The 23,124-nt window shown below is 63.7% G+C and carries 27 protein-coding genes; 19 read left to right on the top strand and 8 right to left on the bottom strand.

All coding sequences use genetic code 11. The features are described 5' to 3' along the window. Positions 1-412: 412 nt before the first annotated feature. Entirely contained in the window at positions 413-799 is a 387-nt protein-coding gene (locus tag MESS4_RS04285; RefSeq protein ID WP_006326982.1) for a DUF2794 domain-containing protein, read from the top strand. Here MESS4_RS04285 and MESS4_RS04280 read toward each other — a convergent pair whose 3' ends face one another. From MESS4_RS04280 to MESS4_RS04265, 4 genes are all read right to left on the bottom strand, one after another. After that, complete coding sequence (locus MESS4_RS04280) at positions 800-1,372, bottom strand: GNAT family N-acetyltransferase (protein ID WP_006326980.1); 573 nt, start codon at positions 1,370-1,372, stop codon at positions 800-802. A 107-nt stretch (positions 1,373-1,479) separates the two neighbouring features. Then, entirely contained in the window at positions 1,480-2,259 is a 780-nt protein-coding gene (locus tag MESS4_RS04275; RefSeq protein ID WP_006326979.1) for a Bax inhibitor-1/YccA family protein, read from the bottom strand. Between the two features lie 239 nt (positions 2,260-2,498). Then, positions 2,499-4,997 carry an ABC transporter permease gene (locus MESS4_RS04270; RefSeq protein WP_081609635.1) on the bottom strand — a complete coding sequence of 833 codons (2,499 nt, stop codon included), beginning with the start codon at positions 4,995-4,997 and terminating at the stop codon, positions 2,499-2,501. Positions 4,998-5,182: 185 nt separating this feature from the next. Next, complete coding sequence (locus MESS4_RS04265) at positions 5,183-5,878, bottom strand: ABC transporter ATP-binding protein (RefSeq protein WP_006326977.1); 696 nt, start codon at positions 5,876-5,878, stop codon at positions 5,183-5,185. Positions 5,879-5,958: 80 nt separating this feature from the next. Between MESS4_RS04265 and MESS4_RS04260 the strand changes: the two genes are divergently transcribed. After that, on the top strand, positions 5,959-6,603 hold the full coding sequence (locus tag MESS4_RS04260; protein ID WP_006326976.1) for an arylesterase: 645 nt from the start codon (positions 5,959-5,961) through the stop codon (positions 6,601-6,603). Between the two features lie 138 nt (positions 6,604-6,741). Beyond that, on the top strand, positions 6,742-7,338 hold the full coding sequence (gene thpR / locus MESS4_RS04255; RefSeq protein WP_006326974.1) for an RNA 2',3'-cyclic phosphodiesterase: 597 nt from the start codon (positions 6,742-6,744) through the stop codon (positions 7,336-7,338). Here thpR and MESS4_RS04250 read toward each other — a convergent pair. Beyond that, complete coding sequence (locus MESS4_RS04250; protein WP_006326972.1) at positions 7,242-7,754, bottom strand: low molecular weight protein-tyrosine-phosphatase; 513 nt, start codon at positions 7,752-7,754, stop codon at positions 7,242-7,244. The two genes, thpR and MESS4_RS04250, sit on opposite strands and share 97 nt — an antisense overlap. Positions 7,755-7,806: 52 nt before the next feature. Between MESS4_RS04250 and MESS4_RS04245 the strand changes: the two genes are divergently transcribed. From MESS4_RS04245 to MESS4_RS04225, 5 genes are all read left to right on the top strand, one after another. Then, positions 7,807-8,103: a 4a-hydroxytetrahydrobiopterin dehydratase gene (locus tag MESS4_RS04245; RefSeq protein WP_006326971.1), complete on the top strand. Its 297-nt coding sequence runs from the start codon at positions 7,807-7,809 to the stop codon at positions 8,101-8,103. Positions 8,104-8,220: 117 nt separating this feature from the next. Further along, positions 8,221-8,583, top strand: coding sequence for a YkvA family protein (locus MESS4_RS04240; protein WP_006326970.1), 363 nt, complete (start codon positions 8,221-8,223; stop codon positions 8,581-8,583). A gap of 249 nt (positions 8,584-8,832) precedes the next feature. Further along, the gene (locus tag MESS4_RS04235) at positions 8,833-9,336 is read left to right on the top strand and encodes an invasion associated locus B family protein (RefSeq protein WP_006326969.1); all 504 of its coding nucleotides are present in this window, start codon (positions 8,833-8,835) and stop codon (positions 9,334-9,336) included. Positions 9,337-9,794: 458 nt separating this feature from the next. After that, positions 9,795-11,030: a 23S rRNA (adenine(2503)-C(2))-methyltransferase RlmN gene (gene rlmN / locus MESS4_RS04230; protein WP_006326968.1), complete on the top strand. Its 1,236-nt coding sequence runs from the start codon at positions 9,795-9,797 to the stop codon at positions 11,028-11,030. Beyond that, a complete protein-coding gene (locus tag MESS4_RS04225) occupies positions 11,027-11,506 on the top strand; it encodes a hypothetical protein (RefSeq protein WP_006326967.1) in 480 nt (159 codons plus the stop codon). Before rlmN ends, MESS4_RS04225 begins: the two co-directional genes overlap by 4 nt. On the opposite strand, the gene MESS4_RS04220 is transcribed toward MESS4_RS04225, so the two are convergent. Further along, positions 11,478-12,119: a LysE family translocator gene (locus MESS4_RS04220; RefSeq protein WP_006326966.1), complete on the bottom strand. Its 642-nt coding sequence runs from the start codon at positions 12,117-12,119 to the stop codon at positions 11,478-11,480. The two genes, MESS4_RS04225 and MESS4_RS04220, sit on opposite strands and share 29 nt — an antisense overlap. 181 nt (positions 12,120-12,300) lie before the next feature. Here MESS4_RS04220 and MESS4_RS04215 point away from each other — a divergent pair, with 181 nt between their 5' ends. Further along, positions 12,301-13,521 carry an argininosuccinate synthase gene (locus MESS4_RS04215; RefSeq protein ID WP_006326960.1) on the top strand — a complete coding sequence of 407 codons (1,221 nt, stop codon included), beginning with the start codon at positions 12,301-12,303 and terminating at the stop codon, positions 13,519-13,521. A 70-nt stretch (positions 13,522-13,591) separates the two neighbouring features. On the opposite strand, the gene MESS4_RS04210 is transcribed toward MESS4_RS04215, so the two are convergent. Next, positions 13,592-14,389: a lytic transglycosylase domain-containing protein gene (locus MESS4_RS04210; RefSeq protein WP_006326959.1), complete on the bottom strand. Its 798-nt coding sequence runs from the start codon at positions 14,387-14,389 to the stop codon at positions 13,592-13,594. A gap of 255 nt (positions 14,390-14,644) precedes the next feature. Here MESS4_RS04210 and MESS4_RS04205 point away from each other — a divergent pair, with 255 nt between their 5' ends. From MESS4_RS04205 to rpsP, 10 genes are all read left to right on the top strand, one after another. After that, the gene (locus MESS4_RS04205) at positions 14,645-15,262 is read left to right on the top strand and encodes an FAD-dependent oxidoreductase (protein ID WP_244441049.1); all 618 of its coding nucleotides are present in this window, start codon (positions 14,645-14,647) and stop codon (positions 15,260-15,262) included. Then, positions 15,205-15,396 carry an FAD-dependent oxidoreductase gene (locus tag MESS4_RS34305; RefSeq protein WP_244441048.1) on the top strand — a complete coding sequence of 64 codons (192 nt, stop codon included), beginning with the start codon at positions 15,205-15,207 and terminating at the stop codon, positions 15,394-15,396. Before MESS4_RS04205 ends, MESS4_RS34305 begins: the two co-directional genes overlap by 58 nt. Before the next feature lie 109 nt (positions 15,397-15,505). Beyond that, positions 15,506-16,621, top strand: a complete 1,116-nt coding sequence (locus MESS4_RS04200; protein ID WP_006326958.1) for a putative zinc-binding metallopeptidase — start codon at positions 15,506-15,508, stop codon at positions 16,619-16,621. A 64-nt stretch (positions 16,622-16,685) separates the two neighbouring features. Continuing rightward, positions 16,686-17,288 carry a DUF1236 domain-containing protein gene (locus MESS4_RS04195; RefSeq protein WP_006326957.1) on the top strand — a complete coding sequence of 201 codons (603 nt, stop codon included), beginning with the start codon at positions 16,686-16,688 and terminating at the stop codon, positions 17,286-17,288. A 140-nt stretch (positions 17,289-17,428) separates the two neighbouring features. After that, complete coding sequence (locus tag MESS4_RS04190) at positions 17,429-18,358, top strand: type II CAAX endopeptidase family protein (protein ID WP_036240672.1); 930 nt, start codon at positions 17,429-17,431, stop codon at positions 18,356-18,358. Between the two features lie 86 nt (positions 18,359-18,444). Further along, a complete protein-coding gene (locus tag MESS4_RS04185) occupies positions 18,445-19,386 on the top strand; it encodes a glycosyltransferase (RefSeq protein WP_006326955.1) in 942 nt (313 codons plus the stop codon). A gap of 42 nt (positions 19,387-19,428) precedes the next feature. Then, the gene (locus MESS4_RS04180; RefSeq protein ID WP_006326944.1) at positions 19,429-19,737 is read left to right on the top strand and encodes a putative quinol monooxygenase; all 309 of its coding nucleotides are present in this window, start codon (positions 19,429-19,431) and stop codon (positions 19,735-19,737) included. A gap of 382 nt (positions 19,738-20,119) precedes the next feature. After that, positions 20,120-21,727 carry a signal recognition particle protein gene (gene ffh, locus MESS4_RS04175; RefSeq protein ID WP_006326942.1) on the top strand — a complete coding sequence of 536 codons (1,608 nt, stop codon included), beginning with the start codon at positions 20,120-20,122 and terminating at the stop codon, positions 21,725-21,727. A 7-nt stretch (positions 21,728-21,734) separates the two neighbouring features. Then, the gene (locus MESS4_RS04170) at positions 21,735-22,061 is read left to right on the top strand and encodes a chorismate mutase (protein ID WP_006326941.1); all 327 of its coding nucleotides are present in this window, start codon (positions 21,735-21,737) and stop codon (positions 22,059-22,061) included. A gap of 51 nt (positions 22,062-22,112) precedes the next feature. Further along, positions 22,113-22,511, top strand: coding sequence for a 30S ribosomal protein S16 (gene rpsP / locus MESS4_RS04165; RefSeq protein ID WP_006326938.1), 399 nt, complete (start codon positions 22,113-22,115; stop codon positions 22,509-22,511). A 76-nt stretch (positions 22,512-22,587) separates the two neighbouring features. Here rpsP and MESS4_RS04160 read toward each other — a convergent pair whose 3' ends face one another. Next, the gene (locus MESS4_RS04160) at positions 22,588-23,115 is read right to left on the bottom strand and encodes an SRPBCC family protein (RefSeq protein WP_006326936.1); all 528 of its coding nucleotides are present in this window, start codon (positions 23,113-23,115) and stop codon (positions 22,588-22,590) included. Positions 23,116-23,124 lie beyond the last annotated feature (9 nt).

Below are 23,124 nucleotides of genomic sequence, written 5' to 3'. Positions count from 1 at the left end.
GCACAACAAGGGGAGAGGGGAGAGCGAGCTCGGCCAATAAAAAACCGGCGTCAGCTTGCTTCTGACGCCGGTCATTTAGGTTTTGGGATCGTCGCACCTGATTTTCCCTAGGGAAAACCGAGGTTGGTTCGATCCGACGCAGACCCGTGGGCGGGGGGCTTGGGGTTTACGAGCCGGTGCCGGACCGAACCGTCTCAGGCAACGCCGGTAAATTCGTCGGACATTGGGGCATGAGCGCGGATAAAAAAAGGCAGGATTGTGGCGAAGCATCACCAATTCCAACGACCGTTTTACAAATGTGACTGGACACTGCGGAAACGGCCCGGCGCCGCCATTGCCCGGCCGGGCCTTGCAATTCCATCACGAAAGCGCCAACTTTGGTCGGCGAAAGATTCATTCGAAGGATCTAGGCATGACTGATCGCGGCAGCGGGACGGAGGATGGGGACGCATCCGCAATATTGATCCCGCTGCATGAGGCAAGACGCGAGCGCCTCGACCAGCCGGTGCGCTTCGACCGGCGCGAACTGGACCAGATTCTCAGGCTTTACGGACGCATGGTCGCCGCCAATGAATGGCGCGACTATGCCATCGACCATCTTACCGACCGCGCTGTGTTTTCCGTGTTCCGCCGCGCCAGCGAGGTGCCGCTGTTCCAGATCGTCAAGGATCCGAAGCTGGCGCGCCGGCAAGGCGCCTTCGCCGTCATCGCCGCCGGCGGCCGTATCCTCAAGCGCGGCCAGGAGCTCGGCCGCGTGCTCGGCGTCTTCGACGGCAAGCTGAAGCTGGTCGAGGCCTAACTATTTTATTTGCTTGCGGAATTTCCGTTCCGGCAGAGAATCCGGAGCGGGCGGCACGTCTGCACCGCCATTCAGCGACAGCTGCATGAAGACCGTGTCCAGCCAGCGCCCATGCTTGTAGCCGGAGCCTTCCAGGCGGCCCGAATGGCGAAAGCCGAGCTTTTCGTGCAGCCGCACCGAGGCGCTGTCCGCACGGCCGTCACCGATCACCGCGATGACCTGACGGAAGCCCGCTGCCTTGGCCGCGTCGATCAGCCCCTGCATCAGCTTGAGCCCAACGCCCTGGCCCTTGGCCTCGGGCGCGACATAGACGGAATCCTCGACGACAAAGCGGTACGCCGGGCGTGGCCGGAAGGCGCCGGCATAGGCATAGCCGAGCACGACGCCGTCTTTTTCCGCTACCAGATAGGGAAAGCCGCCCGCCATCAGACTGTCGAATCGCGCGCCCATTTCGGCGCGGCTCGGCGGCTCCAGCTCGTAACTCGCGGTGCCATGGGTCACCGCGTCGGCATAGATTTCCGTGATCCGGTCGAGGTCCGCGACCGTGGCGGGCCGTATTGTGATGCTGCTCATAATTTATGCAAACCGTTTGTCTGCCTTCCATAACAGCAAAGGCAGGCGCAAAAGAAAAGGGCGGCCGTTGGGCCGCCCTTTCCAAACTCGCTGGTCCGGGAACCGTATTAGCGACGGTCGCCCATGAACTGCAGCAGGAACATGAACAGGTTGATGAAGTCGAGATAGAGCGTCAGCGCGCCCATGATCGCCTTGCGGCCGGCGACATCGGTGGCGTCGCCCTCGAAATACATCTCCTTGATTTTCTGCGTGTCATAGGCGGTCAGGCCCGAAAAGATCAGCACGCCCAGAGCCGAAACGGCGAAAGACAAAGCCGACGACTGCAGGAAGATGTTGATCACCATCGCGATGATCAGGCCGAACACGCCCATCACCAGGAACGAGCCGAACGCGGTCAGGTCGCGCTTGGTCGTGTAACCGTAAAGCGACAGCGCGCCGAAAGCCGCGGCGGTGGCGAAGAAGGTCTGCGAAATGCTGGCCGTGGTATAGACCAGGAAGATCGACGACAGCGACAGACCGACCAGGCCGGCATAGACCCAGAACGTGGTCTGCGCGGCCGAGACGCTCATCGACTGGACGCGGAACGACAGGAACAGCACGGCGGCCAGCGGAGCCAGCATCACCACCCAGCGCAGCGGCGAGTCGAAGATCGCGTAGCCGAACGAGGTGAGCATTTCACCGCTCGGCAGCGTCGCGACCGCGGAAGCCGGATCGCTGGTGGTGGCCAGCATGATCGTGCCGACAGCAGCCAGGCCTGTGATGAGCAGGCCAAGCCCCATCAGATTGTAGACCTTGACCATATAGGCGCGCAGGCCCTGGTCGATGGTGGCGTCGACGCCAGCGCCGGGCACGGCGCGCGTCTGGTAGTTGCGAATGGGTTCAGCCATGGTAGTCCTCTATTGCTTCTGCCCCGTCGGGTGTCAGGTCAATTCGGACCAAGGCGCCGCTGGCGGGGCTCCAGCATGCCTGCCGCGAAATATGATGGTTCTTGACGACAAGAACAAGACCGTAACCCGGTGTAATGCTTCGTGAGGCACCGGAAACCCGATTTTATTGGCTTTCAAGGCGCTACATTAACGAGATTTAATCGACTCCCGCCCCTCCCGCTCCGCTCGGGCCTCGCGAATCAGAGATTGCGCAGCACCGGCGCCGCCTTGTGGCCGAGCACCCGCCACGTACCGGCAAGGCCAATGCCGACCGTGACCGTCAGCGCGAAGACGATCGTGGCCACTGCCACTTCAGGCATGAAATGCGACGGCAGCGTCATGATGCGTGCGACAACGAACCACGCCGCGATCCCGCCAGCCGCCAGCGCGAAGATCGCCGTGGCGAGGCCGATCAGCATGTACTCCAGCGAAAAGGCCGCGATCAGCGTCTTCCTGGTGGCGCCCAGCGTCTTCAGCACCACCGCGTCGTGGATGCGGGCCCGGTTGCCGGCGGCGAGCGCGCCAGCCAGCACCAGCACCGAGGCGATCAGCGCCACGCCGGCCACGGCCCGGATGGCCGTGCCAAGCTGCGCGACCAGCCGGTTGACGATGTCGAGCGCGTCCTTGACCCTGACCGTCGTCACCGCCGGAAAGGCGCGGGTGACGGCGTTGAGGAGACGGGCATCGTCGGCCGCCGAAACGTTCTTCTCGGTCAGCGTCGCCAGCCAGCCATGCGGCGCGCCGGCAAATGTGTTGGGCGAAAACACCATGACGAAATTGATGCCCATCGTCTCCCACTCGACCTCGCGGAAATTGGCGATCCTGGCCGTCACATTGCGGCCGAGCACATTGACGGTGACGGTGTCGCCGAGCTTCAGCCCGATCTCCTGGCCTTCCTCGGCGGAAAACGAAACCAGCGGCTCGCCGGCATAATTGTCCGGCCACCATGTCCCTTCCGTCAGCGACGCGTTGGCGGGCAGCTTGGCGTCGTAGGTCAGCCCGCGGTCGCCGCGCAGCACCCAGGCGCCTTCCGCCGGCACCTTGACCTTGCCGACATCGACGCCGTTCAGCGCCATCACCCGGCCGCGCAGCATCGGCACCTTGACCAGCGTTCCCGCCGGTGCCTCTTTTGAGATCAGCGCGGAGAAGGCGTCGACATCGCCGTTCTGGATGTCGACGAAGAAGAAGTTCGGCGCCCGTTCCGGCAGGCTGCCGGAGATCTGCCGCCGGAGATTGCCGTCGATCAGCGCCAGCGTCACCAGCAGCGTCAGCCCAAGCCCCAGCGACAGCACCACCGACGGCGTCAGCGCGCCCGGCCGGTGGATGTTGCCGATGGCGAGCCTGAGCGCCGTCGAGCGGACGCGCGGGCTCTTCCTGGCGGCCGACTGCACCAGCCCGCCAACGACGCGCAGCACCAGGAAGGCAAAGATTGTGGCGCCGACGAAGATCGAGGCGATGCGGCGATCGCCGGAAAACAGAATGGCCAGCGCCGCCAGGGTGAGCGCGATGCCGAGTGCCGCGGCCACATAGATCGAGCGAGGCAAACCGCGGCCTTCGAACCCCATTTCGCGAAACAGCGCCGTCGCCGGCACGTCGCGCGCGCGGCCGAGCGGAAGCAGCGCGAAGGCCAGCGTCACCAGCAGCCCGAACAGCGCCGCCATGCCGAGCGCGCCGGGATAGAAGCCGCCTTCCGCCGGCACCGGAATGACTGACTGGAGCGCCGCGCTCGCCGCGAACGGCATCAGCGCGCCGAGCACCAGGCCAAGCGCGATGCCGAGGCCGGCGATCATCAGGATCTGCACGAGGTAGACGGCAAAGACGAAACCGCCCGAAGCCCCCAGGCTCTTGAAGGTGGCGATGACGCCACGCTTGCCGTCGAGATAGGCGCGCACCGCATTGGCGACGCCAACGCCGCCGACCACCAGCGCCGTCAGCCCGACCAGCGTCAGGAACTGCGAGAAGCGCTCGATGTTGGAGGACAGTGCGGGTGCGGCATTGCTGCGCGTGCGGATCGACCAGCCGGCCTCGGGAAAATCCTTGGCGGCCTGATCCTGGATGGCCTTGATGCGCGCTTCGCTGGCGCCGCTGGGCAGCCGGACCTTGTAGGCGTTTTCGACGAGGCTGCCGGGCTGGATCAGGCCGGAAGCGGCAAGCCCGTCCGTCGAGACCATCAGCCGCGGCGCAAAGCCGAAGCCGTCGGACACGGCGTCCGGCTCGCTGACCAGCCTGGCGCGCAGTTCGAAGGTGGCGGTGCCGAGCTTCAGCCGATCGCCGATCGTGACATGCAGCCGCTCGAACAGCAAATCCGGCGCGGCGGCGCCGAAAACGCCGGACCGTTCGCCGAACAGATCCTGCCTGGACAATGCCGGCTCGGTTTCCAGCGCGCCATAGAGCGGATAGGCCTCGTCGACCGCTTTGGCCTCGACCAATGCCTGGTCGGAGCCGTCCTCGAGCCGCGCCATCGAGCGCATGTTGGCGCTGTGCGAGACCGTACCCAGTTCTTCGAGGAAAGCCTGCTCGGCTTGCGTCACGGCGCGCTGGTTGATCTGGAAACGCAGATCGCCGCCAAGCAGCGTCTGGCCCTGGTTGGCGACCCCGGCGGTGATGGCGCGCGCCACCGAATTGACGCCGCCGATCGCCGCGACGCCAAGAGCGATGCAGGCGAGGAAGATCAGAAAGCCGGACAGCCCGCCGCGCATCTCGCGCAGCGAAAACCGAAAAGCGAGCTTCAGCGTACGCGACCAGCCAGCCCCCTCATCCGGCCGCTTCGCGGCCACCTTCTCCCCGAGGGGAGAAGAGATCGCCGACGCCGGCGTCAGCCTCTTCTCCCCAGCGGGGAGAAGGTGGCCCGAAGGACCGGATGAGGGGGTCTTGTCTGCCATGGCTACGCCGTCACTTTAAGCAGTGGCGCGTCTTCTATCTGGCCGGAGCGCATCGACACCTGGCGCGAGCAGCGCGCGGCCAATGCCGGATCATGGGTGACCAGCACCAGCGTCATGCCGCGCTCGGCCGCCTTGGCGAACAGGAGATCGGCGACCTGCCGCCCCGTCGCCTGGTCGAGATTGCCGGTCGGCTCGTCGGCGATCAGGATGCGCGGCGACGGCGCCAAGGCCCTGGCGATCGCCACGCGCTGTTGCTCGCCGCCCGACAATTCGCCGGGATAATGGGTGACGCGATCGCTCAAGCCGACCGCCGCCAACTCCCGCGCCGCGACGCCGAACGGGTCGGCATGGCCGGCCAGTTCAAGCGGCACCGCGACATTTTCGAGCGCCGTCATATTGGGAATGAGGTGGAAGGATTGGAAGACAATGCCGATGTTTCGTCCACGAAACGATGCGATCTGATCCTCGCTCTTGCCGTTGAGAAGTTCGCCGGCGATTCGTACCGTACCCGAATCGACCCTTTCCAGGCCGGCGAGCACCATCAGCAGCGTCGACTTTCCCGAGCCCGATGGCCCGACGATGCCAGTCGCCTCGCCGCTTGCCACATCGAGGCTGACGCCTTTCAGCACATGGACGGACGACGCGCCTTCACCGAGCGTCAGCGATACGTCTTTCAGCGCGATGACGGCTTCTGTCACAATTTAATCGTCCTATATGGGAGAATAGAGGCTCTTATTCCGCCGCCACCGAATGTTCATCGTCATATGGGGCCTGCCGCATGGCTTTCAAACACTCTCTTGCCGCAGCCTTCCTGCTTTTCCTCGCGCTTTGCGGCGCCATTTCGTCGGCGCGCGCCGAGCCGCTGGAGATCGTCGGCTTCGGCGACAGCCTGATGGCGGGCTTCGGCCTCGGGCCGGGCGAGGGCTTTACCGACAAGCTGCAGGCGGCACTTCGAGCCAGGGGCCACGACGTGACCGTCGCCAATGCCGGCGTTTCCGGCGATACGTCGAGCGGCGGCCTGTCGCGGCTCGACTGGTCGGTGCCGGACGGCACGAAGCTCGTCATCCTGGAACTCGGCGCTAACGACATGCTGCGCGGCGTCTCGACCGCGATCACGCAAAAGAACCTGGACGACATACTGGCCAGGCTCAGAGAGCGCAAGATTGCCGTGTTGCTGGCCGGCATGCGCGCCGCGCCCAATCTCGGCGCCGACTACCAGAACAGCTTCGATGCGATCTTCCCGAAACTGGCCGAAAAGTATGGCGTTCCGCTCTATCCGTTCTTTCTCGATAGCGTCGCCGGCGAGCCCGCTTTCCAGCTCGAGGATGGTCTGCACCCGAATGCGCAAGGCGTCGACCGCATGGTCGAGCGCATCCTGCCGACGGTGGAAAAGGCCATCGCCACGGCTCAGGGCGCCTCTTGACGGGCGATATTTCGATGAAGTCATGCATTCCGTTAGGGAAACTTTCAGGCAAGCCTGCGACCAACAAACCACTTGCCCTGCGTGAATATCGATGATTCGGTAGGGATAACAGTTCGATTCGAGGAAGGGAGGCTCTCCATGCCGCGTCTTTTCACCGCCCTCGAAATTCCGCGTGACGCCGCCCTTTCGCTGTCCCTGCTCAGGGGCGGCCTGCCCGGGGCCCGCTGGATCGACGTTGAAAACTACCATTTGACGCTGCGCTTCATCGGCGATGTCGAAGGCCATGTCGCCGACGAGATCGCCAACGCGCTCGACCGGGTCCATCGCCCGTCCTTCGCCCTGACGCTGTCCGGCGTCGGCGCCTTCGGCCAGAAAAAGCCGCATGCGGTATGGGCGGGCGCCATGGCCTCGCCCGACCTCTCCGCCCTGCAGGGTGAGATCGACCGCATCTGCCAGCGCCTTGGCATCCCGGCCGATCCGCGCAAGTTCACGCCGCACGTGACGCTCGCCAGACTGCGCAATTCGAGCCCGCTCGACGTCGCCCAATATCTGTCGGCGCGCGGCAATTTTTCGACGCTGCCCTTCCGCGTCGGTCGTTTCGTCCTGATGTCGTCGCGCGATTCGGTCGGCGGCGGACCCTACATCGTCGAGGAGGCCTGGCCGCTATCGAGTGTCGATACGCGAGCCGCGAGCCGCGTCGCCAACGTCTCCGACGCCTCGCGGATCATGCGGTAGACCGACGCGAACGCGTCCAGTTCATCATAGTAGGGATCCGGCACGTCGCGCGCCTTGCCATCCGCGAATTCCAGGAACAGATGCACCCGGTCGCGCAATGCGGCAGGCGCCAGAGCCCTGAGATCGCGGACGTTCGAACGGTCCATGCCGAGGATCAGGTCGAAGCGGTGGAAGTCTTCCACTGTCACCTTGCGCGCTTTCTGCCCGGAAATGTCGATGCCGTGGCGCGCCGCAATCGCGATCGAGCGTGGGTCGGGGGCAGAACCGACCTCCCAGCCGCTGGTCGCGGCCGAATCGAGCAATACGTCCAGGCCCCGCTCGGCCAGAACCGCGCGCAAGACGCCTTCGGCGAGCGGCGACCGGCAGATATTGCCGAGGCAGACGAAAAGAATGGAGTTTATGGGCTTTGCGCTCATCGATCCGGCGCTATGGTGAAGGTCACAATTCGAGATAGCACAGGAAGCGCACATGACGAGAGAGAAACTGGACAAGGATGCGATCGCCGAGGCGCTTGCCGGTCTCGACGGCTGGGCACTAGCCGGCGATGGCCGTTCGATCAGTCGCAAATTCACCTTCAGGAATTTCTCCGAAGCCTTCGCCTTCATGACGCGTGTCGCGCTCGCGGCGGAGAAGATGGACCATCATCCCGACTGGTCGAATGTCTACAAGACCGTCGACGTCACGCTGAACACGCATGACGCCGGCGGCGTCACCGCTCTCGATATCGAGCTGGCGAAAAGGATGAACCACTATTTCGGCGGTTAATTGCGCGGGCAGGCGAATCCGAAATCCATCACCGGCATCTTGCAGCGCGGTTCGGGTTTCACCACATTTCCCTCGCGGCGGCGCGTTGAACGCGCGACGCCCACGAAGGAGATGTTGATGGCGCAAAAATCCGGTTTTGATTTCTTCGGCTTTAGCGGCAAGCAGGGCGACGAGGGCGAAGTGCGCGCAAAATTCTGGCGCACCGCCAAGAAGGCCGCCCGGCATATCCCGTTCATGGAAGAGGTGGTCGCCGCCTATTACTGCGCCATGGACAAGAAGACGCCGCTGCGCGCCAAGGGCATATTGCTGGCCGCGCTCGGCTATTTCGTGCTGCCCGTGGACGCGATCCCCGACTTCGTCTTCGGGCTCGGCTTCACCGACGACATCGCCGTGCTGACCGCCGCGATCACCGCCGTCAGCGCCCATATCACGCCCGCGCACCGGCTGGCCGCCAGGGAGGCGATGGCCGACGAGAGCTGAGCTGGCGTAGGGCCAGCGGGCCGTGTGAAAAGTCAAACTCTTGCCGCTTTCGTGGCCTCCAAGTCGCGCCAGGGACACCATGTCTGCCGCTTTTCGGGCGGCAGCGCGGGAATGGCGGCGGTTTCCTGGGGTGAGGGTCCTTTTCCCAAAGGAAGTTCACCGTTTGGTAACCCAGATTAAATCAAAATGAAGCGACGGCAGGACGCGATGCGGATCTGCCTCCGCACCATTTGGAATACGGGAAAAACGATGCGCGGATTGATTGCAACAGTTTCGAGCCTGGTCCTGGTGGCCTTGACAGCGCCAGCCCTGGCGCAATCGGCGACCAAGATCGGCCAGCACAATGCCTGGGGCACCTACAGCTACAAGGCGTCGGGCGGCAAGGTCTGCTACGTCTTGACCGTGCCGACCGACAAGCAGCCGCCAACGCTCAACCATGGCGACATGTTCTTCTTCGTCAGCCAGCGGCCGGGACAGCAGATCTCCTATGAGCCGCAATTCATCGCCGGCTACAATTTCCAGGAAGGCTCCAAGGCCACCGTCACCATCGACAAGAAGAGCTTCTCGATGTTCACCCGCGGCAAGTCTGCCTGGGTCGAGAATGCCGCCGAGGAGCCGGTGCTGATCGCCGCGATGAAGACGGGCACCGACATGAAGGTGTCGGCGAAGTCCGGCCGCGGCAACACCACCACCTACGTCTTTTCGCTGAAGGGCATTTCGGCGGCATTGGCGTCGATCGCCAAGTGTAATTAGGTCGGTTGACGGCAGCCTGGAAACAGCTGTCCTCGCCCCCGTTCTTGTGCGAGCGCGAGGCCTCGACCTTCGCTGGCCGTGGTCAAGATTTGTTGACCTCCATTCCCATCGCAAGCGTCGGCCTTTAGGGCTAAGCCGGTTGGCGCACGGGATGATGTGCCCTTGAACGCGGATGTACCGGCGTCGGACACAGGCCGCCTGCCCGCGATCATCCCGCTGATTTCGATTCCGGGATTCCTGTACCTGCGGGCCGAGGACGGCGTGCAGGTCAGCGGCCACATCCGGAGACCAGACCCTCGCAAATGATACTCGTGTAAAAGGCCGGCCCAAAACCTGGCCCTGCGCTGGCGCGACAATCGGCATCATACATGACTCCGCTGTCAGGCTGTGCTATGCGCCGCGCTTCATTTCCAGCGCGATGCTGCAATCGGCCGCAAATCGCTTATATTGGCGCAACCATGACCCTTTCGCTCGATCTTACCACTGAGGGCGCCCGTGAGGCGTTGCGCGCTCGCGCCATGCCGGCCGAAAAACCGTCGCTGATCGGACTGACGCGTGCCGAGCTTGGTGCCGCCCTCGTCGCATCAGGCATCGTGCCGGAGCGCCAGGCCAAGATGCGCGCCCAGCAGCTCTGGCACTGGATGTATGTGCGCGGCGTCTCCGACTTCGCCGGCATGTTCAACATCTCCAAGGATCTGCGCGCCGAGCTGGACAAGCACTTCACCGTTGCAAGACCCGAAATCGTCGAGGAACAGATCTCCTCGGACGGCACGCGCAAATGGCTGTTCCGCTTTCCGCCGCGCGGCGCCGGCCGGCCGGTCGAGATCGAGACCGTCTACATTCCCGAAGAGGGCCGCGGCACGCTGTGCATCTCCTCGCAGGTCGGCTGCACGCTGACCTGTTCCTTCTGCCACACCGGCACGCAGAAGCTGGTGCGCAATTTGACAGCGGAAGAAATCCTGGCGCAGTTGCTCACCGCCCGCGACCGGCTCGGCGATTTCCCCGACCGCGACACGCCGGACGGCGCCATCGTGCCGGCCGAGGGCCGCAAAGTGTCGAACATCGTCATGATGGGCATGGGCGAGCCGCTCTACAATTTCGAGGCGGTGAAGAAGGCGCTGCTGATCGCTTCCGACGGCGACGGACTTTCCCTGTCCAAGCGCCGCATCACGCTGTCGACCTCCGGTGTCGTGCCCGAAATCTTCCGCACCGGCGAGGAGATCGGCGTCATGCTGGCGATCTCGCTGCACGCCACCAATGACGATTTGCGCGACCTTCTGGTGCCGATCAACAAGAAGTATCCTTTGAAGGAGCTGATCGCCGCCTGCCGAGCCTATCCCGGCCTCTCCAACGCCAAACGCATCACCTTCGAATATGTGATGCTGAAGGACGTCAACGATTCCATCGAGGACGCCAAGGGACTGATCAAATTGCTCAAGGGCATCCCGGCCAAGATCAACCTGATCCCGTTCAACCCATGGCCGGGCACCAACTACCAGTGCTCGGACTGGGAGACGATCGAGAAGTTTGCCGACTATATCAACAATGCCGGCTATGCCTCGCCGATCCGCACGCCGCGCGGCCGCGATATCCTCGCCGCCTGCGGCCAGCTCAAATCGGACTCCGAGCGCATGCGCAAGGTCGACCGTCTGGCGCTGGAAGCGATGATGATCGCGGGGCACGGCGAGGCGTGAACCGTCTCGTCGCCTACCTCGTCCGCTTCGCTGTCATCCTGATCGGCTATGGCGTCGCTTCGCTGGCGGCCAGCGCGTTCCTCAACATCATGTTCCTGGCGTCTCTTGGGCTGATGACGGAGCAGACGCAACCGGCGGCGCAAGCCTCGCTGTGGTTTTCCATCCCCTTCGTCGCGCTGTTCGTCGCCTATTTCGCCTTCATGCCGGCGGCCGTCGCCATCCTCGTCTCCGAGATCCTCGGCCGGCGCGACTGGCTGTTCTATGCGCTGGCGGGTGCTGTGGTCGCCGCGGTTTTCCTCGGCTTCGTCCACCAGACGGCCGACGCCAATTTCGATGTCACCAACACCAGCGTCATGCTGGCGGTGATCGGCTGCGGCATGGTCGGCGGCATTTTCTACTGGCTGAGCGCCGGCCGCTGGGCCGGAACCTGGCGTCAGATTGGCAGCCCTATTTCGCCTGGGCCGTCAGGATCTTGAGCGCGAAGGCCGAAAACACCCCGGCGAACAGATAGTCGACGACGCGCGTCACCCGCGGGCTGGCCTTCATCGCCGATGAGAATTTCTCGGCCGCGAACACCATCGGCGCCGTCACCGGGATCGACAGCACGACGAACATCGCGCCGAGGAAGAACAGTTTTCCCGGCGCGTTCGGATCGTGCGCCGAGACGAATTGCGGCAGGAAGGTCATGAAGAACAGGATGATCTTCGGGTTGAGCAGATTGACGCCGAGCCCCGCCGCCCAGCTGCGGAACAGCGAAATCTGCGGTCCGCTCTTCTTCTCCGGCGAAAAGGCCGACCCCTTGGCGATGGCTTGCCAGGCCAGGAAGACGAGATAGCCGGCGCCGAACAGCTTGAGCACGAAGAAGGCCATCGGCGAGGCGACGATCAGCGCCGAGACGCCGACCACCACCAGCGTCGTGTGGATCAGCGTGCCGCACAGCGCACCGGCCATCGAGGCAAAGCCGGTGGCGCGGCCCTGGCTCAGCGTCCGCGACACGAACAGCGTCATGTCAGGCCCCGGCGTGATCGCCAGGATCACGGTGGCAATGGCGAACTGGATCAGCGTGGCGGTGTCGGGAATGAAGGACATGGACAGCTCCCGATGGACGGAAAGACGGTGCACCCTATAGCGCATGCACCGTGTCCGTGCCAGCGACTGGCCGATGCAGCATCTGGCCCAGTGGGGCTGGAGCATCGTTCGTCTCTTGCGCAGCCCGGAAATGCCGTGATACCTCGCCCAGCAAAGAACCCCTGTCGCGGAACCGCCAAAAATGTCCAAATGGAAAGACGTCAAGAAGGTCGTGCTCGCCTATTCCGGCGGTCTCGACACCTCCATCATCCTGAAATGGCTGCAGACCGAGCTCGGCGCCGAAGTTGTCACCTTCACCGCCGACCTCGGCCAGGGTGATGAGTTGGAGCCGGCGCGCAAAAAGGCCGAGATGATGGGGATCAAGGATATCCGCATCGTCGATGTCCGCGAGGAATTCGTCTCCGACTTCGTCTTCCCGATGTTCCGCGCCAACGCCGTCTATGAAGGCACCTATCTGCTCGGCACCTCGATCGCCCGGCCGTTGATCGCGAAGCATCTTGTCGATATCGCCGCCGAAGTGGGTGCCGACGCCGTGGCGCATGGGTCGACCGGCAAGGGCAACGACCAGGTTCGCTACGAACTCTCGGCCTATGCGCTGAACCCCGACATCAAGGTCATCGCGCCCTGGCGCGACTGGTCGTTCAAGTCACGCACCGACCTCATCAATTTCGCCGAGCAGCACCAGATCCCGGTGCCGAAGGACAAGAAGGGCGACGCGCCGTTTTCCGTCGACGCCAACCTTTTGCACTCCTCCTCCGAGGGCAAGGTGCTGGAGGACCCGTGGACCGAGCCGCCGGAATTCGTCCACCAGCGCACCATCTCGCCGATGGACGCGCCGGACAAGGTCACCGAGATCGAGATCGAATTCCTGAAGGGCGACCCGATCGCGCTCAATGGCAAGAAACTGTCGCCGGCGACCATGCTGGCCGCGCTCAACGATCTTGGCCGCGACAATGGCATCGGCCGGCTCGACCTCGTCGAGAACCGTTTCGTCGGCATGAAATCGCGCGGCGTCTATGAAACGCCGGGTGGCACGATCCTGATCGCCGCCCACCGGGCGATCGAATCGATCACGCTCGACCGGGGTGCGGCCCACCTCAAGGACGAGTTCATGCCGCGCTATGCCGAGCTGATCTACAACGGCTTCTGGTTCGCGCCCGAGCGGCTGATGCTGCAGGCGATGATCGACAAGAGCCAGGAAGACGTCGAAGGCACGGTGCGGCTGAAGCTCTACAAGGGCAATGTCATCGTCACCGGCCGCAAGTCGAGGAAGACGCTCTACTCCGATGCGCTGGTCACCTTCGAGGACGACCGCGGCGCCTACGACCAGAAGGACGCCGAAGGCTTCATCCGCCTCAACGCGCTGAGGCTGCGCACGCTGGCGGCGCGCAACCGCCGCTGAAGCTGCTGATCTCCCCCCTTGCGGGGGAGATCAGCCGTCACCTCGGCCTCGTCTATTAATGGACATTCTGTCAGTCGGCATCGATCGCCGTGGCGATGCGGGCGATGGCCTGTTGATAGACGCTCGCGGAATTCCAGCCAGCGATTGCGCCCATATTCGCCTCGTAACTCGCGCCGGCCCGCCAACCTTGACCCTTGAGGAAGTTGGCGGTGGAAGCCAACGCAGTGCTCTTGTCGCGCAGATTTCCGTTGCCGACTCCATACTTCAAAACATTTCCGGGCAGGAACTGCGTGTGGCCAATCTCGCCATGCATGGCGCCGACCGACGAGGCGCTCAACGCTCCGCGATCAACCAGCTTCAGGGCAGCAATGGCATGCGGGTAAAAGAACTCCGGCCGGCGGCAATCATAGGCAAGCGTTAAAATGGCGGAGACCGTATTCTGGTTGCCCATGGAGGAACCGAAGCCGGTCTCCATACCCCAGATGGCGAGCAACACACCCGGCGGCACGCCGTAGGTCCGTTCGATCTTGTCGAACAGCGCCGCATTCGACCTCTTCAGCGCACGGCCCTTGGCAATGATCGCGGACCCGCCACGGCGCTTCATGAAAGCTTCCACCGAGCCGCTGAAGGCCTTGTGGATGGCGCGGTCGGCGGCGATCGTCTTTGTTGCGTAGGTCGCGCGAGCCAGAGCGGCCAGCCCCTTCGAGCCTACGCCGTTGGCCTTGGCCTCCGCGGCAAACTCCGGCTTCCAGGCATCGAAGCCGGCGCCGCTCTTGCCGCAGCTGGCCGCCTGCGCGCCCGTCGCCAGCGCAAGCAACGCCACCACCGCGGCCGCTGCAAACATTTTTCCCTTGGCAAGAAATGCCATGCTGTTCTCCTGATTGCCTGAATCACGTCCCGGTTGCGAATTTGCCAGCGAAACGCGCGTTTGTCACCGTGCGTCCATTCGCACGCACAAAGTACGCTCCAACACTTTGAACCCGCTTATCATGCTTTCCGAAAGTCGACTCCGATTTTCGGGCAGATGCGGTAAGAAGTCGTTTACGCGTCCCCGGCCCCCTGCTGGCGAATGCCGCGGAACTTGCCTACGATCAAGCGATTATTGTGGCGGGGAAGAATATTCATGGAAGACGTTGATGTCGTGATCATTGGCGTCGGCTCGGCGGGGCTTTCCGCCGCCAGGATCCTTGGCGCAGCCGGCCCTTCCTTCAAGCTGTTCGAGGCGATGAACCGCATCGGCGGCCGCGCCTGGACCAGCGATCGGCATTTTGGCGTGCCGTTCGACATCGGCTGCGCCTGGCTGCACGCGGCAGACCGCAATCCCTATTTTCCCGAGGCCCAGGCCGCCGGCTGGACGCTTCACCATCACGACATGAATGTCGATCATCTCTATTACCGCAAGCGCAAGGCGAGCGAGGCCGAGGAGGCCACGATGAAGGCCGCCGATGCCAAGCTGTTCGAACTGCTGGCGGCGCATCAGGTCGGCGATGGCGACGACGACCGTCTTTCGGCGCTGCTGGCCAGGGGCCAGGCACCGCGCGCCGCCGCCACCTTTGCCGGGCCGATGGATTTCGGCGCCGATGAGGACGAGATCTCGATCCGCGACTTTCAGGGCCGCCGCCGACCTCGATCCGAACTATTTCACCAAGGAAGGGTTTGGCGCATTGGTCGCCCGAGCGCTTCGTGCGCGGCGCCTATGCGGCGGCCCGCCCCGGCCGTTCGGAGGCGCGCGCCACGCTGATGCGGCCGATAGCGGAAAAAATCTTCTTCGCCGGAGAGCATCTGGCCGGTCCGCTTATACAGACCTGCGGCGGCGCGCGCCTGTCTGGCGAGGCGGTGGCACGGCAGGTCGCCGCCCAGCTTGCGGCAAAGTAGCATCGGCGGGAACGCCGGCGGGTGGGCGGGCGTTTGGGCAATGGATGGCCCCGCACTATATCCGTCACCTTGTTCCGGGGTGCGGACCCCCTGATGATTTGAGACCGAGATGAAGCTCTTCGACTGCCCGCATTGCGGCCATCGCCTGTATTTCGAGAATGCCCAGTGCCTCAACTGCGCCAGCCTCGTGCTTTACGACCCCGGACACGCGCGCTTCGCGCTGTCCGGGGTCGACGGCGTCTTCCAATGCACCAATGCCGACGAGTGCGCCTGCAACTGGATGGCGGAGCCGGGCCATGCCTTCTGCCGCGCCTGCGTGCTGAACCAGCTGATCCCCGACCTTTCGGTCGATGGCAACCGCCGCCGCTGGATCCGCGTCGAAGCGGCGAAGAAGCGAGCCATCTATTCGCTGCTTGCCGCCGGGCTGCCGGTCGCACCCAAGCAGAGTGCCGCTGACGAAACCGGCCTCGCCTTCGACTTCCTCGGCGATCCGATCGGCGGCGGTCCCGGTGGCGAGCGTATTTTGAGCGGCGAGCGCATCCTGACCGGCCATGACAACGGCCTGATCACGCTCAATGTCGCCGAGGCGGATTCGCCCGAGCGCGAAAAGCGGCGCGTCGAAATGGGCGAGAACTACCGCACCTTGCTCGGTCATTTCCGCCATGAGCTTGGTCACTACTACTGGGACCGCCTGATCCGCGACGATCCGCAAAGGCTTGTCGCCTTCCGCGCTTTGTTCGGCGACGAGCGCGCCGACTACGAACAGGCGCTGAAGGCCTACTACGCCAATGGTGCTGCGCCCGACTGGCAGCAGGGCCACATCTCGGCCTATGCCACGTCTCATCCCTGGGAGGACTGGGCCGAGACATGGGCGCACCATCTGCACATCACCGACACGCTGGAAATGGTGCATGCGCTGAATTTCCCGCTCGGCCGGCTGGAAACCGTGGAAACCAACGCTCTGCCGCGGGGCGATACCGGCGGTAGACTGCAGGCCGCGCCGGCCGAACCCGCCGCCACGCCGGAACCCTTTGAAAAGATCCTGACCCGCTGGCTGGTGCTGTCGGAAGCGTCCAACTCGATCAACCGCTGCATGGGTCTGCCCGACCTCTATCCCTTCGTCATCTCGGATGTAACAGCGCAAAAACTGGCCTTTATCCACGACCTTCTGACCGGGCTGACGAAAGAAACCGGAATAAATCGTGAGCCGGCCGGGGCATTTTAGCCGGAACGCATGAGGGTTTGCCTCGTTTCCGTTCGCGAGGGATTGTGAAAAACGGAGCGAAACCATGAAACGCTTACTGTTTCCTGCCATAGCCGGCGCGCTTGCCGCCATGTCGGGGACGGCCTTGGCCGACACTGCCGTTTCGGCCATTGCCGATCTCAATGTGCGCGCCGGGCCTGGCCCGCAATATCCGGTTATTGGCGTGCTTGCCGCCGGCCAGTCGGCGACGCTCGACGGCTGCATCGAAAACAGCAAATGGTGCACAATCGCCGAGGCCGGCGGTCAGGGTTGGATCTATTCCGACTATGTGACCGCCGATTTCGGTGGCGACCGCGTCGTGCTGACGCGGCGTCCGACCGACGCCGACATCACCATCGTGACACCGCCGGCGGACAGCGACGAGTATTCCGACACCTATACCGGAGCGATCGTCGCTGGCGAGCCGATCGAGCCTATCAGACGGCCGCCGGCCGAGGTCCGCACCTATGTCGACACCAACCGGCTCGATCCGGTCTATCTCGATGGCGAGGTGGTTACCGGCGCAACCTTGCCCGACAGCGTCGAATTGCGTGAGATTCCAGACTACGACTATCGCTATGTCTATGTGAACGGCCAGCCGGCGCTGGTCGATCCGGCCACGCGGCGCATTATGTACGTCGTGCGCTGACGTCAAGAACCAGCAGGACACCGCCGCCAAGGTCGGCGGTGTCCGCAGCTTCAATTAGTGTATGACCCCGAAAATCGATTTTGATTTTCGGGGTCATGCGCTAGATCATGCGACCCGATGCGTTCGGCAAAGGAACCCGCGTGATACCAGACCCTGCCGCCTTCGAGCGCTATCGGCTTACCCTGAACGACAAGACGACCCTGCCGCGCCTCCTGTTCGGATCGGCGATCGTCATCCTGTTCTGGGTCGCGACGACCATGGTCGTGCTGCTCGGCGGCGCCTATCTTTTCGCGCTGTGGCAGGCATCCTCGGGTACGGTTCAGGACTTCATGGCGTCGCCCGCCGGGATTCTTGCCGCGCTCGCCTCGTTCGCCGGCATCTGGATCGGCCTGTGGGTTGCCATGCGCTGGGTCCATCGCGAGCCGCTGACGGCGCTGCTCGGCGTGAGTCGCCGTGTCTCGCGCTCGGGATTCCTTAGGGGATTGGCCGCGGTGCTGATCACCTCGCTGCTCTCCGAAATCCTGCTCTATATGCTGCAGCCCGGTATTGCGCGCGGTGCGATCGGCTTCTCGACCTGGCTTGTCTTCCTGATCCCGATCATTGTGCTGACCCTGCTGCAGGCCTCGTCCGAAGAGGTGCTGTTCCGCGGCTATTTCTTGAGGGGCCTGGCCAGTCGGTTTCAAAACCCCTTCATCTGGGCGCTGCTGCCGGGGCTTCTGTTCACCTCGATGCATTGGAGCCCAAGCTCGAGCGCCGCCATCAACGCCTGCGTGCTCGCCTCGATCGCCGCTTTTACGTTGCTCCTGACGCTTCTCGTCTATGCCACCGGCAATCTCGGTGCCGCCTTCGGCGTCCATCTCGGCAACAATTTGACCGGGTTTCTGCTGATTTCGCATCAGCAGAGCTACAATTCCTTCGCCTTGTTCAATGCCAAGCCGCTCGAAGGCCCCGGCTGGACGACGCTTGACGCTGTCATCATCGCCGCGATCGGCATCGCCTGCAGCCTGCTGACGATCCTGCTGCTCCTGCATCCGCGCTCGCCGCTGAAGGTCGAACCGGATAGACCATGATCCCGAACCGAAGGTCAGCGCAGCAAAAGTGGAAACCGGTTTTCGGATAAGATCATGGTCAAGCAAAAAACCGGCGGGGGCGGCTGATGCGCATCACACTGGCGGTGACCGGAACCATCCCGTCCAGGGGCTATGGCGGCACCCAGCGCCAGGTTGACTGGCTGGCGTCGGAATTGGCCCGCCTTGGCCACCGCGTCGTGCTGATCGCCGATCCAGGCTCGAGCCACCCGCTTTGCGAGGTGCGGCATGCATCCTCGGAAGCGCAATGCCGGGCCGCCATCCCCGCGGACACCGAGATCGTCCACTTTCACAGCTGGTTTCTCGACGCTCCCTTCCCGACCCTCAACACCGCACACGGCTATTCCCCGGAAAAACCCAGGCCGCAGCCGAACTGGAGCTTCGTCAGCGCCAGCCACGCACACAATCACGGCAGGAAGACCTTCGTTTACAACGGCTTTCCGACGGAGTCCTACCGACTGGCCAGCTCGAAGAACGATCACCTGCTGTTTCTCGCCGGCATCGCGCGCGCCAGCAAGAACCTCAATCGCGCGGTCGATCTGGCGAAGAAATTCGATTTTCCCCTCGACATCGCCGGCGGCTCGCGCTGGAAGCTGCTGACGCGCAGCCAGGTCCGGCGCGATGGCGTGTTCTTCAAGAGTTTGGGGCCGCGCTACCGCTTCCACGGGACAGTGGACGGCGACAAGAAGCTGCACCTGCTGGGCGCGGCAAAGGCTTTCCTCAATCCGATCGCCTGGGAAGAGCCGTTCGGCATGGCGCCGGTCGAGGCCATGCTGTGCGGAACGCCGGTGCTGACGACGCCGCGCGGCGCCATGCCCGAAATCATCGACGACGATACAGGGCGCCTCTTCGACAGCGACATGGAGTTCGCTGCAACGCTTGCCGCGGTTGCCGGCCTTTCGCCGCAGCGTTGCCGTGACCAGGCCGCCGAGCGATTTCCGATCGCCCGCACCGCAAAGGGCTATCTCGACCTCTATGCCCGGATCCTCGATGGCGAAACATTGCCATGAGCGACCCGACCCGGCGGTAGTGTCCCAGAAGCGGAGTAGCGAATGATTGTCAGGATAGCAGAACTGGAGATCGATCCCGACCAGATCGAGGCTTACGGCGCACTCCTATCAGAAGAGATTGAAGCCTCGATGCGGCTAGAGCCTGGGGTCATCTTCCTGTACGCGCTGTCGGTCAAGGGAAGCCGCGATAAGGTGCGGGTGATTGAAGGCTACGCTGATCAAGCGGCCTATGAGGCGCACCTCACCACGCCACATTTTCTCAACTACAAGACCCAAACTGCCGACATGGTGAGATCGCTTCGGCTAATCGAGACAGACCCGATCTCGCTCAATGCGAAAAATCAGATTTAGAACTGAGACATTGCCGATCCGGCCTTTGTCTTGACTCCGCGGCCGATTTCCTGTCTACACGCCGCGAATTCCGCGACGAGTATCCCTCCGAGCAAGCCGACCGGGACGCTGAAACCTCTTTGAGGCGGGTGCTGTAAATCGATCCTGGAGGCCAACACCCGGCAGCGCAGTGCGCCCCCGGGTGCTTTTTGGCTTTGCGCTTGCACGGGCTTTTGTTTGGACACTCGGCGCGAACGCACTACCTCTCGGGCACCATCCGGGTGCCAGGGAAAAGGAAAAAGAATGTTTGAATCGCTTCAGGAGCGCACAAGAGGCGTGGAGGGCCATCGGCCCGACAGGGATCAAAATGAATCCAAGGCGCTGTCGCGCGGCGGGTTGACCAATGTTTGAGTCCCTACAAGAGCGCCTTGGCTCCATCCTGAACGGCCTGACCGGCCGCGGTGCCTTGTCAGAGGCCGATGTCTCGGCGGCGCTGCGCGAGGTGCGCCGCGCGCTGCTCGAGGCCGATGTGGCGCTGGAAGTGGTGCGTTCCTTCACCGACAAGGTGCGCGAGAAGGCCGTCGGCGCCGCACTGGTCAAGTCGATCAAGCCCGGCCAGATGGTCGTCAAGATCGTCCATGACGAACTGGTCGAGATGCTCGGCGCCGAAGGCGTCGCCATCGATCTCAATGCGCCGGCCCCGGTCGTCATCATGATGGTCGGCCTGCAGGGTTCCGGCAAGACGACGACCTCGGCCAAGATCGCCAAGCGGCTTTCCGAGCGTCAGAACAAGAAAGTCCTGATGGCCTCGCTCGACACGCGGCGTCCCGCCGCGCAGGAGCAGCTCCGCCAGCTCGGCGAGCAGGTCAAGGTGGCGACGCTGCCTATCGTCACCGGCCAGAACCCGGTCGACATCGCGCGGCGCGCCGTGCAGGCGGCCAAGCTCGGCGGCCATGACGTCGTCATCCTCGACACCGCCGGCCGCACCCATATCGACGAGCCGCTGATGGTCGAAATGGCCGACATCAAGAAGGTGTCGTCGCCGCACGAGATCCTGCTGGTCGCCGATTCTCTGACCGGCCAGGACGCCGTCAATCTGGCCAAGAGCTTCGACGAGCGCGTCGGCATCACCGGCCTCGTGCTCACCCGCATGGATGGCGATGGCCGCGGCGGTGCTGCCCTTTCGATGCGCGCCGTCACCGGCAAGCCGATCAAGCTGATCGGCACCGGCGAAAAGATGGACGGGCTGGAGGAGTTCCATCCCAAGCGCATCGCCGACCGCATCCTCGGCATGGGCGACATTGTCAGCCTCGTCGAGAAGGCCGCCGAGAACATCGACGCCGAACAGGCGGCGGCGATGGCCAGGAAGATGCAGTCGGGCAAGTTCGACCTGAACGACCTCGCCGGCCAGCTTCAGCAAATGTCGAAGATGGGCGGCATGGGTGGCATCATGGGCATGATGCCCGGCATGGGCAAGATGAAGGACCAGATGGCTGCCGCTGGCCTCGACGACAAGATGTTCGGCCGCCAGCTTGCCATCATCTCGTCGATGACCAAGGCCGAGCGCGCCAATCCCGACATCCTGAAACATTCGCGCAAGAAGCGCATCGCCGCCGGCTCCGGCAGCGATGCGGCCGAGATCAACAAGCTGCTCAAGATGCATCGCGGCATGGCCGACATGATGAAGGCGATGGGCGGCAAGGGCAAAGGCGGCGGCCTCATGCGCGGCATGATGGGCGGCCTTGCCCAGAAGATGGGCCTCGGCGGCATGATGCCAGGGGGTATGGGAGGTATGCCGGACCTGTCGAAGATGGACCCCAAGCAGCTCGAAGCCTTGCAAAAGCAGGCGCAGGCGGCCGGGCTCGGCGGCATGAAGGGCCTGCCGGGCTCACTGCCCGGTGGCGGTGGTCTGCCCGGACTGCCCGGCGGCATGAAACTTCCGGGGCTTCCCGGCCTGGGTGGCGGCGGACTGCCAATGCCTAGCAAGAATGGCCTTGGCAAGAAGAAGTGAGAATACGATGAACGAAGAGAAGGATATGGCCGACGCACGCACGATTCTGGCCGGCTACCGCGCCTCGATCGACAATATCGACGCGGCCCTCATCCATATGCTGGCCGAGCGCTTCCGCTGCACCAAGGCGGTCGGCGTGCTGAAGGCCGAACATGGCCTGCCGCCGGCCGATCCGGCGCGCGAGCAGCAGCAGATCGCCCGCCTTCGCCAACTGGCGAAGGACGCCCATCTCGACCCGGATTTCGCGGAGAAATTCCTCAACTTCGTCGTCCGCGAAGTGATCCGGCATCATGAGCAGATTGCCGCCTCGAACGGCATAACCAAAGCCGGCTAATTATAAGCCGCGAACGAGACCAACCAAATCAGAGCTTTTTAGGAGAAAACAATGGCACTGAAGATCAGACTGGCCCGTGCGGGCTCGAAGAAGCGTCCCTATTACCACGTCGTCGTCGCCGACGCCCGTTCGCCGCGCGACGGCCGGTTCATCGAGTCGCTCGGCTCGTGGAACCCGCTGCTGCCGAAGGACGGCGAACGCGTCAAGGTCGACGCCGACCGCGTCAGGCACTGGCTGTCGCACGGCGCCCAGCCGACCGACCGCGTGCTGCGCTTCCTCGACGAGGCCGGCCTCGCCAAGCGCGAGGCCCGCTCCAACCCGAAGAAGGCCGAGCCCGGCAAGAAGGCGCAGGAACGCGCTGCCCTTTTGAAGAAGGCGCAGGAAGATGCCGCCGCTGTTGCAGCCGCTGCGGCCGCGCCGGCCGAGGCGGAAGCCGCGACCGCGGAATAATCCGCTTATCCCCCTGTGGAAGCAGAAACGGCGGGCCCTTTGCCCGCCGTTTTGCTATTTTCGGATACCAGAGCCGCTATTTTTCAGCCGCGCTCTTCAGACTGGCGAGGCCGGTCTCGAAATCCTTGCCGACCAGCTTGTCGAAGTTCATGAACACGCCCATCAGCCTGGCGATGAAGGGATAGCGGCCGTGCATGGCCCAGGTGACGGCGGTGCTGTTGCCTGCCGGCGCCAAGGTGAAGTCGACGGTGTTGTTCGCCTTGAACGGTTTCTCGAAGTCGAGCTTCAGCGCGACCAGGGAAGACGGCACCGAATTGGTGATCTCCATGCGTCCGGCGCCGGCCTTGCCATTGCCTTCCCAGGCATAGGCGGCGCCCTTGCCGCTGTCGGCGCCGGAGAGCGTGCGCTTCATCTCCGGATCGAGCTTTTCGTAAGGCGACCAGACGGTCCAGCGCTTGAAATCGTTGATCAGCGGAAAGATCGCCTCGGGCGGCGCCTTGATGCTGGCCGAGCGGCTGACGGTGAAATTGTCCGGCTTCATCGCGGCATGGATGAGCAGGGCCGCGATCAGGACGACCAGGATGACGATGATGGTGGTAAGCATGTTCTTCTC

This window comes from Mesorhizobium sp. STM 4661 (genome assembly GCF_000359125.1).
Taxonomy (GTDB): domain Bacteria; phylum Pseudomonadota; class Alphaproteobacteria; order Rhizobiales; family Rhizobiaceae; genus Mesorhizobium.
Note: the sequence above shows the minus strand (reverse complement) of the source record. Positions and strands in the feature narration are given on the sequence as shown.

What these genes read in the sequence shown, in the direction of transcription:
- MESS4_RS04285 (WP_006326982.1), top strand. Translation starts at nt 413, where the DNA reads ATGACTGATCGCGGCAGCGGGACGGAGGATGGGGACGCATCCGCAATA.
- MESS4_RS04280 (WP_006326980.1), bottom strand. Translation starts at nt 1,372, where the DNA reads ATGAGCAGCATCACAATACGGCCCGCCACGGTCGCGGACCTCGACCGG.
- MESS4_RS04275 (WP_006326979.1), bottom strand. Translation starts at nt 2,259, where the DNA reads ATGGCTGAACCCATTCGCAACTACCAGACGCGCGCCGTGCCCGGCGCT.
- MESS4_RS04270 (WP_081609635.1), bottom strand. Translation starts at nt 4,997, where the DNA reads ATGCGCGGCGGGCTGTCCGGCTTTCTGATCTTCCTCGCCTGCATCGCT.
- MESS4_RS04260 (WP_006326976.1), top strand. Translation starts at nt 5,959, where the DNA reads ATGGCTTTCAAACACTCTCTTGCCGCAGCCTTCCTGCTTTTCCTCGCG.
- thpR (WP_006326974.1), top strand. Translation starts at nt 6,742, where the DNA reads ATGCCGCGTCTTTTCACCGCCCTCGAAATTCCGCGTGACGCCGCCCTT.
- MESS4_RS04250 (WP_006326972.1), bottom strand. Translation starts at nt 7,754, where the DNA reads ATGAGCGCAAAGCCCATAAACTCCATTCTTTTCGTCTGCCTCGGCAAT.
- MESS4_RS04245 (WP_006326971.1), top strand. Translation starts at nt 7,807, where the DNA reads ATGACGAGAGAGAAACTGGACAAGGATGCGATCGCCGAGGCGCTTGCC.
- MESS4_RS04240 (WP_006326970.1), top strand. Translation starts at nt 8,221, where the DNA reads ATGGCGCAAAAATCCGGTTTTGATTTCTTCGGCTTTAGCGGCAAGCAG.
- MESS4_RS04235 (WP_006326969.1), top strand. Translation starts at nt 8,833, where the DNA reads ATGCGCGGATTGATTGCAACAGTTTCGAGCCTGGTCCTGGTGGCCTTG.
- rlmN (WP_006326968.1), top strand. Translation starts at nt 9,795, where the DNA reads ATGACCCTTTCGCTCGATCTTACCACTGAGGGCGCCCGTGAGGCGTTG.
- MESS4_RS04220 (WP_006326966.1), bottom strand. Translation starts at nt 12,119, where the DNA reads ATGTCCTTCATTCCCGACACCGCCACGCTGATCCAGTTCGCCATTGCC.
- MESS4_RS04215 (WP_006326960.1), top strand. Translation starts at nt 12,301, where the DNA reads ATGTCCAAATGGAAAGACGTCAAGAAGGTCGTGCTCGCCTATTCCGGC.
- MESS4_RS04210 (WP_006326959.1), bottom strand. Translation starts at nt 14,389, where the DNA reads ATGGCATTTCTTGCCAAGGGAAAAATGTTTGCAGCGGCCGCGGTGGTG.
- MESS4_RS04205 (WP_244441049.1), top strand. Translation starts at nt 14,645, where the DNA reads ATGGAAGACGTTGATGTCGTGATCATTGGCGTCGGCTCGGCGGGGCTT.
- MESS4_RS04200 (WP_006326958.1), top strand. Translation starts at nt 15,506, where the DNA reads ATGAAGCTCTTCGACTGCCCGCATTGCGGCCATCGCCTGTATTTCGAG.
- MESS4_RS04195 (WP_006326957.1), top strand. Translation starts at nt 16,686, where the DNA reads ATGAAACGCTTACTGTTTCCTGCCATAGCCGGCGCGCTTGCCGCCATG.
- MESS4_RS04185 (WP_006326955.1), top strand. Translation starts at nt 18,445, where the DNA reads ATGCGCATCACACTGGCGGTGACCGGAACCATCCCGTCCAGGGGCTAT.
- MESS4_RS04180 (WP_006326944.1), top strand. Translation starts at nt 19,429, where the DNA reads ATGATTGTCAGGATAGCAGAACTGGAGATCGATCCCGACCAGATCGAG.
- ffh (WP_006326942.1), top strand. Translation starts at nt 20,120, where the DNA reads ATGTTTGAGTCCCTACAAGAGCGCCTTGGCTCCATCCTGAACGGCCTG.
- MESS4_RS04170 (WP_006326941.1), top strand. Translation starts at nt 21,735, where the DNA reads ATGAACGAAGAGAAGGATATGGCCGACGCACGCACGATTCTGGCCGGC.
- rpsP (WP_006326938.1), top strand. Translation starts at nt 22,113, where the DNA reads ATGGCACTGAAGATCAGACTGGCCCGTGCGGGCTCGAAGAAGCGTCCC.
- MESS4_RS04160 (WP_006326936.1), bottom strand. Translation starts at nt 23,115, where the DNA reads ATGCTTACCACCATCATCGTCATCCTGGTCGTCCTGATCGCGGCCCTG.